At 58.2% G+C, this 12,363-nt stretch carries 10 protein-coding genes and 1 pseudogene; 2 read left to right on the top strand and 9 right to left on the bottom strand.

The features are described 5' to 3' along the window. Nucleotides 1-113: 113 nt before the first annotated feature. The 7 genes from AC3WP4_RS28200 to AC3WP4_RS28170 form a co-directional block, all read right to left on the bottom strand. Complete coding sequence (locus AC3WP4_RS28200) at nucleotides 114-671, bottom strand: PqiC family protein (protein WP_102615466.1); 558 nt, start codon at nucleotides 669-671, stop codon at nucleotides 114-116. Between the two features lie 17 nt (nucleotides 672-688). Then, entirely contained in the window at nucleotides 689-2,344 is a 1,656-nt protein-coding gene (locus AC3WP4_RS28195; protein ID WP_102615467.1) for a PqiB family protein, read from the bottom strand. After that, complete coding sequence (locus AC3WP4_RS28190; protein WP_074876688.1) at nucleotides 2,325-2,981, bottom strand: paraquat-inducible protein A; 657 nt, start codon at nucleotides 2,979-2,981, stop codon at nucleotides 2,325-2,327. Before AC3WP4_RS28190 ends, AC3WP4_RS28195 begins: the two co-directional genes overlap by 20 nt. Beyond that, entirely contained in the window at nucleotides 2,978-3,574 is a 597-nt protein-coding gene (locus tag AC3WP4_RS28185; RefSeq protein WP_102615468.1) for a paraquat-inducible protein A, read from the bottom strand. The genes AC3WP4_RS28190 and AC3WP4_RS28185 overlap by 4 nt, the downstream gene beginning before the upstream one ends. Before the next feature lie 143 nt (nucleotides 3,575-3,717). After that, the gene (locus AC3WP4_RS28180; RefSeq protein ID WP_102615469.1) at nucleotides 3,718-5,019 is read right to left on the bottom strand and encodes an NAD(P)/FAD-dependent oxidoreductase; all 1,302 of its coding nucleotides are present in this window, start codon (nucleotides 5,017-5,019) and stop codon (nucleotides 3,718-3,720) included. Then, nucleotides 5,016-6,104: a polyamine ABC transporter substrate-binding protein gene (locus AC3WP4_RS28175; protein WP_102615470.1), complete on the bottom strand. Its 1,089-nt coding sequence runs from the start codon at nucleotides 6,102-6,104 to the stop codon at nucleotides 5,016-5,018. The genes AC3WP4_RS28180 and AC3WP4_RS28175 overlap by 4 nt, the downstream gene beginning before the upstream one ends. 180 nt (nucleotides 6,105-6,284) lie before the next feature. Continuing rightward, a complete protein-coding gene (locus tag AC3WP4_RS28170; RefSeq protein WP_102615471.1) occupies nucleotides 6,285-7,643 on the bottom strand; it encodes a glutamine synthetase family protein in 1,359 nt (452 codons plus the stop codon). A 161-nt stretch (nucleotides 7,644-7,804) separates the two neighbouring features. Here AC3WP4_RS28170 and AC3WP4_RS28165 point away from each other — a divergent pair, with 161 nt between their 5' ends. After that, complete coding sequence (locus AC3WP4_RS28165; RefSeq protein ID WP_102615472.1) at nucleotides 7,805-8,728, top strand: helix-turn-helix domain-containing protein; 924 nt, start codon at nucleotides 7,805-7,807, stop codon at nucleotides 8,726-8,728. Between the two features lie 27 nt (nucleotides 8,729-8,755). On the opposite strand, the gene AC3WP4_RS28160 is transcribed toward AC3WP4_RS28165, so the two are convergent. Further along, nucleotides 8,756-11,143 (bottom strand): DUF3772 domain-containing protein, encoded by a 2,388-nt coding sequence (locus AC3WP4_RS28160; RefSeq protein WP_102615473.1) that lies wholly within the window; start codon nucleotides 11,141-11,143, stop codon nucleotides 8,756-8,758. A 227-nt stretch (nucleotides 11,144-11,370) separates the two neighbouring features. Here AC3WP4_RS28160 and AC3WP4_RS28155 point away from each other — a divergent pair, with 227 nt between their 5' ends. After that, on the top strand, nucleotides 11,371-11,823 hold the full coding sequence (locus AC3WP4_RS28155) for a YMGG-like glycine zipper-containing protein (RefSeq protein WP_074876676.1): 453 nt from the start codon (nucleotides 11,371-11,373) through the stop codon (nucleotides 11,821-11,823). On the opposite strand, the pseudogene AC3WP4_RS28150 reads toward AC3WP4_RS28155, so the two are convergent. Continuing rightward, a pseudogene (locus tag AC3WP4_RS28150) lies at nucleotides 11,808-12,363 on the bottom strand (DUF2955 domain-containing protein); the annotation flags it as partial. The gene AC3WP4_RS28155 and the pseudogene AC3WP4_RS28150 sit on opposite strands and share 16 nt — an antisense overlap.

Genomic DNA, 12,363 nt, shown 5'->3' with positions numbered 1-12,363 from the left:
GTCGTCAATCCAGCCAGTTCGATTTACCTGAAACAGCGTGGTGCCTGATTTCACGACTGCTTCGCAGCCGAACGCAGGCTTCGCCAGCTGCTACAGGTCGCGTGATGGCTTGATTAAGCCGATGGACACCCTTTTTGCATTCCGCCCGCGGCCTGGCTGATCAGCGCAGCCAGGCGTTTGACATTGTTTTGTTGAGCCGCCACCAGCTCATCGATGGAAGCGCCTGAAGGCGTCTGCAAAGTGCTGCGGCAGGTGACCAGCGCGGCATCACTTTCACTCAGATTGCGCAGGCGCCACTTGACGTCGATCAACGCATATTGACCGGGAATCGAATCGAATCGCTGCACCTCTATCCGCACCGATACGTTGCGCCGGGGATTGCTGTTGACCATTTGATCGATCAGCGCGCTGCGCAATTCATCCACCAGGCTCGCCGCCCACCATTCGGTTTCGAGGATTGCCATGCCACTGTTGCCTTGGCGAATGACGATCTGCGGACGATCGACCTGGGGCGGCACGCTGATGCCCTCGATCTGGATTTCCGCACCGCTGTTGCGCGCCGCAAGTCCCGGTTGAGCCGGAATCAGGGTGTGAAATTGAATCGGATCACTGCGGCATGCAGTCAGTAGCAACAATGCAGTGACCAAGCTGACTTTCAGCGGATAAACCATGAGTGATGCTCCTGTGGTCATTTGCGCGGTGGCCCCTGCATATCCATCGGCGCGGCATTGTCGGGACGGCCGCGAATCAGCGATTCCGGATGGCGTCCCAGGTAATCCGAGAGTTCACGCAAGGATCGCGACATGCGCCCGAGCTCGTCGAGGGTTTGACCTAATTGTTCGCGTTGCGGCGAGTCTTCGGCCAAGGTCGAACTGGCCGATTGCAGGGTCTTGCTGACATCCGCCAGGGTGGTCTGCACGCCAGGCAAAGTCTTGGCGTTGAATTGCGCCAGACCTTTACGCAGTTCGACGAGGTTGCTGTCCAGGTTGCCGGCAATGCGCTCGATGGGCAGTTGGTTGATCTTGTTGACCATGCCCTCGAGTTTTTCCTGCAACTGCTCGAGGCTGCCAGGAATAGTCGGGATAGCGACTGGGCGGGCGGTCGGGTCGAAGACGACTTTCTCCGCCTTGGGGTAGAAGTCGAGCGCAATGTAGAGCTGACCGGTCAACAGATTGCCGCTTCGAGCCTGGGCCCGCAGACCGTTTTCGATGAAAGAACCCATCAAACGTACGCCAGCGGCTTCGTCGTTGGGGTCATGCTTCAACACCTCGAGCATTTTGGTGTGGGCCTGGCCGAGTCGTTGCGGGTAGATCATGATCCCGACATTGACCGGGAAACTGCGTTTTTTCGCGTCGAAATCCAGATTGATCGCCACGACTCTGCCGAACTCCATGCCCAGGAATTCCACCGGCGCACCGACCCTGAGCCCGCGCAAGGCTTGATCGAAACGCAAGCTGAGGAATTGCCCCTTGCCGCTGGGCGGGGCGAGGGCGGTTAGCTGGTCTTCGAACAGATCGAAGACTTTGTCCTCTTTAGCCGGTTGGTCATTCGGGTTGTAATCCGGAGCGCGGAAGGCGATGCCGCCCACCAGGATGGATGACAGCGACTCGGTTTTCAGCGAAAAGCCGTTGGCGCCGACATTCACGTCGATCCCGCTGGCGTTCCAGAACCGGGTATTTTCGGTGACGTAGGCATCGTTGGGCGAGTGGATGAACACTTCGATGTTGACCCCTTTGCCGTCGGCGTTCAGGGCATAGGCCACCACTTGACCCACCGGAATCTTGCGGTAGTAAACCGGAGAGCCGATGTCCAGCGAACCGAGGTCCTGGGTGTTCAGGGTGAAGCGCTTGCCCGGCTCGCCATAGGTAATCGGTGGCGGGTTTTCCAGGCCAACAAAGTTTTTTGCACGAGCGTTGGCCTGGCCGATGTCGGCGCCAATGTAATCCCCGGACAACAGGGTATCGATACCCGATACCCCGCCGGCGCCAATACGTGGCCGCACGACCCAGAACTGCGAGTCTTCGCGGGTGAAACTTTCCGCCTGCTTGGACAGTTTGATGGTGGCGTTGACGCTCTTCTGATCGTTGCTCAGTTCCACGTCCGAGACATGCCCGATCACCACGTTGCGGTATTTGACTTCGGTCTTGTTGGCCGTCAGGCCGCTACCGGTTTTGAACGTAACGGTAATGGTCGGACCTTCTTGCATCATGGTGTGCACGACCAGGGAAATCCCCACCAGCACCGCGACGATTGGCACGATCCACACCAATGAAACGCTGAAACGGCGGGTCTTGACAGGGGCCTGACCGGGGGCTTGCGGCCCGTCAGTGATTTGCGACTTCATCCATGACCTCCTCGTTTGGGTTATCCCGTTCTTCTTTATCCCAGATCAGGCGCGGGTCGAAACTCATTGCCGACAGCATGGTGAAGACCACCACCAGGCCAAAAAACAAAATGCCCGGGCGCGGTTCGATATCGGCCAGGGCTTGAAACTTGACCAGTGAGGCCACCAGGGCGACGACGATCACATCGAGCATCGACCAGTAACCGATGAGCTCGACGAAACGGTACAGCGTTGAACGCTGCTTACTGGCCCATTGGCTGTCGCGCTGCACGGTCACCAGTAACAGCGTCAGGGCGACGAACTTGATGCCCGGCACCGCGATGCTGGCGATGAAAATAATCAGGGCAATGTCCCAGGCGCCGTGCTGCCAGAACTCAATGACACCGCTCATGATCGTGCTATCGGCGCCGCTGCCAACCATCTTGGTGTTCATCACTGGCAGCAGATTAGCCGGGACGTAAAACGCCAGGGCAGTGAACATGTAGGCCCAGGTCCGGGCCAGTGAGTTGGTTTTGCGCCGATGCAGCGGCGCGCCGCACCGTGGGCATTCGTGAGGTTCATCGGTGATGTCACAGGCCAGGCCGCAGCTATGGCACAGGCACAGGTTGAGTTCACTCGCCACCGGGGGTCTGTTCATAAGATCTCCCATAGGTCACGAATGTCGCGCCCGGCGATGCGGATCATCATCAGACTGAGAATGGCCAAGGCAAACAGACCGATGCCGGGCAGCACATCGAGCAATCCGGCGAGTTTGATGACCGCGACCATTGCCCCCAGCAGACAGACCTCCAGCATGCTCCAGGGCCTGAGGGTTTCCAGCCAGCGCATGCAAAACCTGAAGCCAGGCGAGCGCTGGCGGGCGAGGGCGAAGCTCAGCACCCAGATCAGCAGCAACAACTGGAAAATCGGCGCGATGATCATCGAGATCGCCGCCACCATGGCGATGAACGTGATCGGCCCCAGACTCAGGGCCAGCACCGAATCCCAAAGCGTCGCGCTGTTTTTCAGGCCTTTGAGGCTGATGCTCATGACGGGGTAGAAGTTGGCGAAAATCCACAGCATCAACGCGGTGAAGGTCAACGCCAGACGTTGCTCCACTGTCAGGCCGTTATAGCGCTGAAGCACGCCGCCGCAGCGTGTACACAGGGTTTTCTGATGTTTGGCGAGCGTGACTTTTTCATACACGCAGTCGCAGTGCTCGCAGATGATCAGTCGGTCAGTCGTAGCCATAGGCCGCACTCGCCAGGACGCAGGGAAGTCAGAGCACTCCCTCAATATAGAAGCGCATCGCGATTGAGCAAATTAAAAGGCGGGTACTGATCGTTCCCACGCGGAGCGTGGGAACGATCATAAGAGGAGGGGGAGAGTTATCGTCACCCAAGCAGTTCGCGCAGCCGATACCAGAACATACCGAGGGCCAGCAGTGGAGAGCGCAGCATGGGCCCACCGGGAAAGGTCATGTGCGGCACGGCGCTGAACACGTCAAAGCCCTGACTGTGTCCGACGTGGATCGCTTCACCCAACAGTTTTGCGCACCAGTGGGTCACGTTCAGGCCATGGCCGGAATAGCCCTGGGCGTAGAAAACGTTCGGATGCTGGCTCAAGCGCCCGACCTGGGGGAAGCGATTGGCGGTGATGCCAATCTTGCCGCCCCATTGATAGTCGATGCGCACGTTGGCCAGTTGCGGGAAGACCTTGAGCATGTGCGGGCGCATGTAGGCTTCGATGTCTGCCGGATCACGCCCGGAATAATGGCAGGCACCGCCGAACAGCAAACGTCGGTCCGCCGAGAGTCGGTAGTAATCCAGGCCGACTTTCTGGTCGCAGAGCGCCAGGTTCTGCGGGATCAATTGCGCTGCAACGTCGGGCGCCAGCGGCTCGGTGGCGATGATGTAGCTGCCCGCAGGAAGCACCTTGCCGCTCAGTTTCGGTTCGAGCTCATCAAGATGAGCGTTGCACGCCAGCACCAGACTGCCGGCGCGCACCGTGCCACCGGCACAGCGAACCTGCACCGTGCTGCCATGGATCAATTCCAGCACCGGGCTCTGCTCGAAGATCTGCACCCCCAGGGATTGCGCCAATAGCGCTTCGCCAAGGACCAGATTGAGCGGGTGCAAGTGACCCGAGCCCATGTCGACGAGCCCACCGGCATACACGCCTGAGTCCACCACCTGCTGACGGATCTGCTGCGGCCCGACGAGTCGGGTTTCATGGGCGTACCCCGATTCGGCAAGGCCTTGCTGCTCAGCCTCGAACGCCGCGAACTGCGCTTTGGTATTGGCCAGTTCGCAGAACCCCCAGCGCAGGTCGCAATCAATCCCGTGTTCACGAATGCGGTTGCCCACGAGCGCTACCGACTCGACGCCCGCACGCTCAAGGTAGCGCACGCCTTCTTCACCGACATGACGCGCGAAACCGCTGACGTCATGGCCGATACCGCGAATCAACTGCCCACCGTTGCGCCCGCTGGCACCCCAGCCGATCCGTCGGCCTTCCAGCAGAATCACCGAGAGCCCGTGCTGCGCCAGTTCGATCGCCGTGTTAACCCCGGTAAAGCCGCCGCCGATCACACAGACATCGGCTTCAAGGTCCTCGGCGAGTGTAGGGTAGGGCACCATTCCATTGGCTGACGCCGCGTAATAGGAATGAGCGTGTTCGTTGCTGTGCTGGTTCATTGGTTGGACTTCACTTTGCTCCAGGAACGGGTCATCAAACGCATGATCGGCTGCGGCGGCGTGGTCGAAATGTAGAGCTTGTCGAGGACTGCCTGAGGCGGATAAACCTCAGGATTGCTGACCAGTTCAGGGTCCATGTCTTGCTTGGACGCCGGGTTCGGATTGGCGTAGCCGACTGACGCGCTGACCTTGGCAATCACTTGCGGATCGAGCAGGTAATTAATGAAAGCATGCGCCTCTTTCTGATTGCTGGCGTCTGCGGGAACCGCCAACAGGTCGAACCACAAGTTGCTGCCTTCCTTGGGAATCGCGTAGGCGATGTTCACGCCGTTCTTGGCTTCCTTGGCCCGGTTCGCGGCCTGGAACACGTCACCCGAGTAACCGAACGCCACGCAGATGTCGCCGTTGGCCAGGTCCGAAACGTACTTGGATGAATGGAAATAGGTGATGTAAGGGCGGATAGTCAACAGCTTGGCTTCAGCTCTTTTGAAGTCTTCAGGGTTTTCGCTGCGCGGGTCCATGCCCATGTAATTGAGAACGGCGGGGAACACTTCATCGGCCGAATCCATCATCGACACGCCGCACTGACTGAGTTTCTTCAGGTTCTCCGGTTCGAAAAACACCGCCCAGGAATCGATGCGATCAATGCCCAGCACTTGCTTGACCTTGTCGACGTTGTAGCCGATGCCGTTGGTGCCCCACAGGTACGGGACCGAGTGTTCGTTGCCCGGATCGTTTTTTTCGAGCAGTGCCAGCAGTTTCGGGTCGAGGTTCTTGAAGTTTGGCAACTGCGAACGGTCGAGCTTCAGGAACGCGCCGGCTTTCACCTGGCGAGCCAGGAAGTGGTTGGACGGCACCACCACGTCGTACCCGGTGCGACCGGCGAGCAGCTTTCCCTCCAAGGTTTCGTTGGAATCGAACACGTCGTAGATCACCTTGATCCCGCTTTTCGCCTGGAAGTCGGCCAGGGTGGTCTCGCCGATGTAATCGGTCCAGTTGTAGACGCTGACCGTTGGCTGAGCCTGCGCAACGGCGCTGAACAGCAATGTCAGCGCGACTGGGACCACGGATTTCAATAGACGCATACGACACCTCTTCGAGTTGTTGGTTTTTTCAGGCGTTTCTTTGGTGTTCTCTAACCCTGTGGGAGCGGGCTTGCCCGCGATGGCGGCCTGTCAGTCAACCGAGATGTTGAATGTGCCGGCCTCTTCGCGGGCAAGCCCGCTCCCACAGGGGATGTGTGATGCCATGGGGGAGCGAGGTTTCTAAACGCTAAGCAGCAGGAACTCTCGCTCCCACGAGCTGATCACCCGCTTGAAGTTTTCGTGTTCCGCTCGCTTGACCGCCACATAACCGCGAACGAATTTGCTGCCCAGATAACGCGAAACGGTGTCGCACTCTTCCATTTGCGTCAGGGCATCCTCGATGGTGATCGGCAGGCGCAGATTGCGGCGCTCATAGGCCCGCCCCTGAACCGCAGCGCTCGGCTCGATGCGCTCGATCATCCCCAGATACCCGCACAACAGGCTTGCTGCGATCGCCAGATAAGGATTGGCGTCGGCGCCTGGCAAACGGTTTTCCACGCGCATCGCGTCCGGCGTTGAAGTCGGCACACGCAGGCCCACAGTACGGTTTTCTTCGCCCCATTCGACGTTCACCGGCGCCGACGTGTCCGGCAGGAAGCGGCGGAAGGAATTGACGTTCGGCGCAAACATCGGCAGCACTTTGGGGATGTACTTTTGCAGGCCGCCGATGTGGTGCAGGAACAGTTCGCTCATCTGCCCGTCGGCATCGGCAAAGATCGGCTGGCCGGTGGCGATGTCCACCACGCTCTGGTGGATATGCATGGCGCTGCCGGGTTCATCGCCAATCGGTTTGGCCATGAAGGTCGCAGTGACGTTGTGCTTGAGCGCCGCTTCGCGCAGGGTGCGCTTGAACACGGTGATCTGGTCGGCCAGATCCAGTGCGTCGCCATGCCGGAAGTTGATTTCCATCTGCGCCGGGCCGTCTTCGTGGATCAAGGTATCGAGGTCCAGGCCTTGAAGTTCACACCAGTCGTACACGTCTTCAAACAGCGGGTCGAACTCGTTGGCAGCGTCGATGGAAAACGACTGACGACCACTTTCCGCACGGCCCGAACGCCCCAGCGGTGCCTTGAGCGGCAAGTCCGGGTCTTCGCAGCGCTGGGTCAGGTAGAACTCCATTTCCGGCGCGACAATCGGCCGCCAGCCTTTGTCGGTGTACAGCTGCAGGACTTTTTTCAGCACGTTGCGCGGCGACAGCTCGATCGGGTTGCCGAACTTGTCGAAGGTGTCGTGAATCACGATGGCGGTGGGCTCGATGGCCCATGGGATCACGTACACCGCATCGGAAACGGGCTTGCACACCATGTCGATGTCGGCCGGGTCGAGCAGGTCGTAGTAGATGTCGTCGTCGACAAAGTCCCCGGTTACCGTTTGCAAAAGCACACTTTCCGGCAGGCGCATGCCTCGCTCATGCAGGAACTTGTTGGTGGGTGCGATTTTGCCGCGTGCGATGCCGGTCAAGTCGCTGACCACACACTCGACTTCGGTAATCTTGTGATCTTTCAGCCACGTGAGCAGCTGATCGAAAGGGACATTCATAAAGACCTCGTTATTGGTTTTATTGACGCCGGGGAGGCTGGTTTCATCCACCACACACTTCCCCTGTGGCGCGTTGACGACTATCTTGGGCGAGCCTTGACGTTCCATCTATCCACTTTCAGCAGCACCAAAACGCACCAAACGAGTGCGTAAGGTCACCCATGACAACGTGCAATCCCCTGCAAGTCCAAGCGTTCGACACCGCCGATGTCGCCGAGCAAATCCGCGCCACACCGGGCTGGGTCCAGCATTACCAGCAAATGTCACCGGGGCATTTCGCTGGGCGCGTGCGCTATCTGGACCTGCAAGGCGTGGAGATTTACGAGGAACAGATGAACACCCGGGTCGAGCAGAATTTCAGCGCGCCCGAAGGCTCGCTGGCGTTCTGTTTCGATCGCAGCGACAACGCGCTGTACGTGTTGAACGGCGAAAGCCGCAACATCTGGATCACCCCGGAGAACTACCAGGAAATCGCCGTGGTGTTCGGTCCGGAGTTCGTTCAGCGTCACGGTTTGAACGTAGCCAGGCTCGAAGGCCTGTTCATGGCGCCACTGAACTCGGGACAGAACGCATTGTTCAGTCGCTGGCTCAGCGGGACGTTGACCCGACTGGCGCAGACCTTCGATCCACCGAGCAAGGAGGCGTTGACCCAGCAGTTGCTCGAAGATTGCCTGTACATCCTCGATAACGCCTGTGTTTGCCTTGATCGCGGCGGTTTACAGCGTCGCGCCGAAGAACGTGCAGTGATGAAACGCATCGGTGAATGGGCGGCTGATGCGCCGGAAGACACCCTGAACCTGCTGGAGCTTTCGCAGATTGCCGGGGTGTCACTGCGGCAATTGCAGCATGCATTCAAGGCTTATACCGGGATGACCCCGACCCATTGGCTGCGCTTGCGCCGACTCAACAGCGCACGCCGCGAATTGCTCGGTCGCACAGCGACGCAAACCACCGTTGCCGAAGTGGCGATGCACTGGTCGTTCTGGCATTTAGGGCGATTTTCCAGCAGTTATCGCGCGTTGTTCAACGAACTTCCCAGTCAGACGCTCGCCCGCAAACCTTGTGGCGCAACAGGTCGCGGGTAAGCCGGAAATAGTCAGCGGCTTTGTGGCTTACGCAGCAGGGGCCGGTTTAGCCAATTTGATGCCGGCCGCACTCAGTCGCTTCAGGATCTCAAAGAGCAGATCGCTCTTGGTCGTACTGACAATCCTTGGGCTGCTGACATACCCGGTGATGGTCAGGGTGATGCCATCAGGGCTCAGATGGCTGAAGCGGACAACGGGAGCAGGTTTGTCGAGGATGGTTTCATGCTCCTGATAAGCGGTGTACAGCAGGTTTTTGACTTCTTCGGGGTCGATGTCCAGAGGGAACACCAATTCGAGCGTGGCCACCCCTTGGGCGCTTCCGCCCATGGTCACATTGCGCAGGTTCTGGGAAATAAGCTGCGAGTTGGGCACGATCACAATCGAACGGTCGCTGAGCTGTATCTCGGTGGCCCTGACATTGATTCGTCGGATATCGCCTTCGACCCCGCTGATGCTGATCAGGTCACCGACCTTGACCGGACGTTCGGTAAGCAGGATTAACCCGGATACGAAGTTCTTGACGATCTCCTGCAAGCCGAAACCGATACCCACCGACAACGCACTGACGATCCAGGCCAGATTCGTCCATTTGACGCCCAGCGAAGACAACGCCAGCAGGATGACCAGGACGTACCCGATATTGCTGAACAGGGTGCTTAGCGACGCTCCCATGCCGGGGTCCATATCGGTTTTCGGCAGGAATTCGTTATCCAGCCATCTGCGCAGCGATCGAATCAGGTAAATACCGATCAACAGCGCGAGGACCGCATTCAACAGGTTGCCTGGAATGATGTTCAGCTTGCGCAATCCATCGCCGCCGAGGATCGCAGAAACCCTGTCAGTCAGTTGGCCAAAGGTCGCCCCTATCCCCCCCACAAACGTTGTAATGACGGCAATTAGCAGTAACGCCGCTCTGCCAATACCCGCCACGACAACCTCGATTTGTTCGAGCCGTACATCACCGATACCCAGCAGCTGTTTGATCGCCTTGCCGCTTGGCTGTTTTGGCGAAAACAGGTAATCGCACAAGTCCCTGAATAACTGCGTCAATAAATAGAAGCTGGCGATAACGATATAGAGCCAGACAATTTCGTAAGTGATGAATCGGGCCAGGGAGATGTAACCGATCAACAGGCCAAATATGGAGATCAGCACGGCGATACTGACACCGGTATAAATCACCCCCGCCAGCGTAGTGCCTGACTCGGGATGTTCCCCGGCAATCACCATCGCCCGGCGGATTCTGCTGACGCGTATCAATAGCGCACCGATAATCATAATGACCACTAATGACACAACGCCCCGGCTGAAGAGCACCACTTGCGTACTCATACCCGTTGCGTTGGTGACTTGTACCAGCGAGATGAGTATCAGCATTGACCCGGCCAGCAGTGCCGGAAAAGGGTTTATTGCAAGTGCTACTTCATCGGCGATGCCAGGCAACCGCCATGAGGGATTGCGTTTGGACAGCAGGGCCCGACTCAAACCGACAATCAGCGCGCAGGCGTAAGCGACTTTCTCGACATCATCGAAATAACCTTGAAGTGGCTGCGGCAATGGCTGAAAGCGGGTAGCCGCAGCGGAGATGAGCTGAATGGCACACACCGCGCTCAACATCGTGGCAACTACCGTCGCAATCGCCAATGAACTTCTGCGCAAGCGACCTTCGGGTACTCGATGGATACAGATCCATGTCAAACCCCGTTCAGCCAGTCTTCGTCCCGGCGTCCAGAAGGCCAGGGCCAGCAATAACAACGTGACGGTCGCGGCACGCCGGCCGGGTTGCCAGACCGACTGGATGACACTGTTGGACTGATCAATCAAAAACCTCAGACGGTTTTCATCCTCCCGCAACGGAGAAAACAGCGGTAGCCAAAAGCGGGGGTTGAGGAAACTGGCAGTGCGCTGGGCCAGCTCGGTTTCCAGTTGAGTGCGCCGAATGGCGGCAATCTGGGTGATGAGGTTAGTCGCGCCTTCCTTGATGGCCAGCAGTATGTTGAGATCGTTATCGATCTTGTCTTTTTGAGCGGTGAGATAGGACCTCTGTTTCGCCAGTTCGGACTTTTCCATGGCCACGCTGGTGGCGGATGTCGTTCCGAGCACACTGAGTTGTGCTTGCAATTGAGCTTGCTCGGGAAGTAAAGCGGTCACCAACTTTTCCACATCACTGAAGAGCAACTGAACCTTGTCCTGAAAGCCTATCAACTGGGTGTAGTTACTGGTCAATGACACCTGCTGCTTAAGGTTGTCCAGCCTCAATTGCAGTGCTTCCAGATCGCTTTTCGACACATTAACGGTTGCGCTGGTCTCACTGTTGTTCGAAGTGTCGGGCAGTTCATCCGCCGACAGTCCGCCGATGTTCGCCCCCATCAGCGCAAACACAACGAATATGAGTAACTTCAATGCAGGATGCATAGGCATGCCACCAGCGGCTTTAGCCATTGAGGTTAGGTCATGACATGTGCAGGCGCGAAAAAAATCCGCTCGTGATCATTAATAGGGAAGGGCGCGCGCGGGTGAGAAGGGGTGATCTACAATCTTTTATGCTGAACCACGCTCAGGATCACGAGGTGTGACGGATTGAGCGGTCTGTTTACTGACCCAGTGTGCTTGCAAAATGCCGGGCCCTGTCGGAGGTCATCATGAAAAGCTTGTCATCCATAAGCCTGTGCATTGCACTGTCGGTTTCCTGGACCCAGGGTTGGGCGGAAACAGTCGTGCCGATGAAAGGGCAGAGTTCGCAACAAACCCAAACGGACATTGCCGAATGCCAGAATATCGCGGCCGGCCAGAGCGCTTCGGCTACATCGCCTTCCGGCGGAAGACTGAAGGGCGCCGCGGCGGGCGCTGCCGCCGGTGCGGCGGGGGCCCAGGTGCGTGGACGTCAGCATGACGAGTTTTATGATCGTGTCGACGATGATGTTAAGCAGGATTATCGCCAGAATCGCGCCAAGGAGACCGCCGTGGCAGGAGCGGTCGTCGGTGGCTCGCGTCAGCGTCAGGAACGTCGGGCACAAGAGAAAACCAGCGCTTCAACCAGCTCAACCGCCTATACCAGTTGCCTGCAAGGGAAGGGCTATCAGGTTAATCCTTGAACGTCATTTTGCCGCCGTTGATCGAGCAGATGAACCATCAGGCAGGCATACAAGGTCACGAGGATGAACAAGCCCATGCGGATGGCAAACGCGGTGTAAACGTCCTTGCCTGCTGCGCTGTCCTGTACCGACTGGCCCAACAGAATGATCAGGGTAATCAAGGTGTTGAGCCAAAATCCCGGGGTAAATCGCGTCGGACTCAGGGCATACAGCTTGCGCGCCAGCACCAGTCCGAACAGCAACATCCATAGAAAGAACATCCACAAATGCACAAACAGGCTGAGGGCGCTCCAGAACAGGATCGCCAGCAGGCCTGCGAGTAACGTCGAACCGAGCAGTTCGCGACCGGCAATGCGGGCGTTTGTCGTGGAGCTTTGCTGACCCAGGCTGACGGCCTTCAGGATGATCGGCAGATAACCGGCCGGGTCGATCAACGCCAGCAGGAATGCCGGTAACACGATCAGGGTTGCACGTAGCGCAATCCGACTGACCTCTTCTGTCGGCAGGGGTGGGGCGGGCGGCGGAGAAGGGGCGTTGGGT

Source organism: Pseudomonas sp. FW305-20, assembly GCF_058788075.1.
Note: the sequence above shows the minus strand (reverse complement) of the source record. Positions and strands in the feature narration are given on the sequence as shown.

Coding starts and splice junctions, on each gene's coding strand:
- AC3WP4_RS28200 (WP_102615466.1), bottom strand. CDS start 671: ATGGTTTATCCGCTGAAAGTCAGCTTGGTCACTGCATTGTTGCTACTG.
- AC3WP4_RS28195 (WP_102615467.1), bottom strand. CDS start 2,344: ATGAAGTCGCAAATCACTGACGGGCCGCAAGCCCCCGGTCAGGCCCCT.
- AC3WP4_RS28190 (WP_074876688.1), bottom strand. CDS start 2,981: ATGAACAGACCCCCGGTGGCGAGTGAACTCAACCTGTGCCTGTGCCAT.
- AC3WP4_RS28185 (WP_102615468.1), bottom strand. CDS start 3,574: ATGGCTACGACTGACCGACTGATCATCTGCGAGCACTGCGACTGCGTG.
- AC3WP4_RS28180 (WP_102615469.1), bottom strand. CDS start 5,019: ATGAACCAGCACAGCAACGAACACGCTCATTCCTATTACGCGGCGTCA.
- AC3WP4_RS28175 (WP_102615470.1), bottom strand. CDS start 6,104: ATGCGTCTATTGAAATCCGTGGTCCCAGTCGCGCTGACATTGCTGTTC.
- AC3WP4_RS28170 (WP_102615471.1), bottom strand. CDS start 7,643: ATGAATGTCCCTTTCGATCAGCTGCTCACGTGGCTGAAAGATCACAAG.
- AC3WP4_RS28165 (WP_102615472.1), top strand. CDS start 7,805: ATGACAACGTGCAATCCCCTGCAAGTCCAAGCGTTCGACACCGCCGAT.
- AC3WP4_RS28160 (WP_102615473.1), bottom strand. CDS start 11,143: ATGCATCCTGCATTGAAGTTACTCATATTCGTTGTGTTTGCGCTGATG.
- AC3WP4_RS28155 (WP_074876676.1), top strand. CDS start 11,371: ATGAAAAGCTTGTCATCCATAAGCCTGTGCATTGCACTGTCGGTTTCC.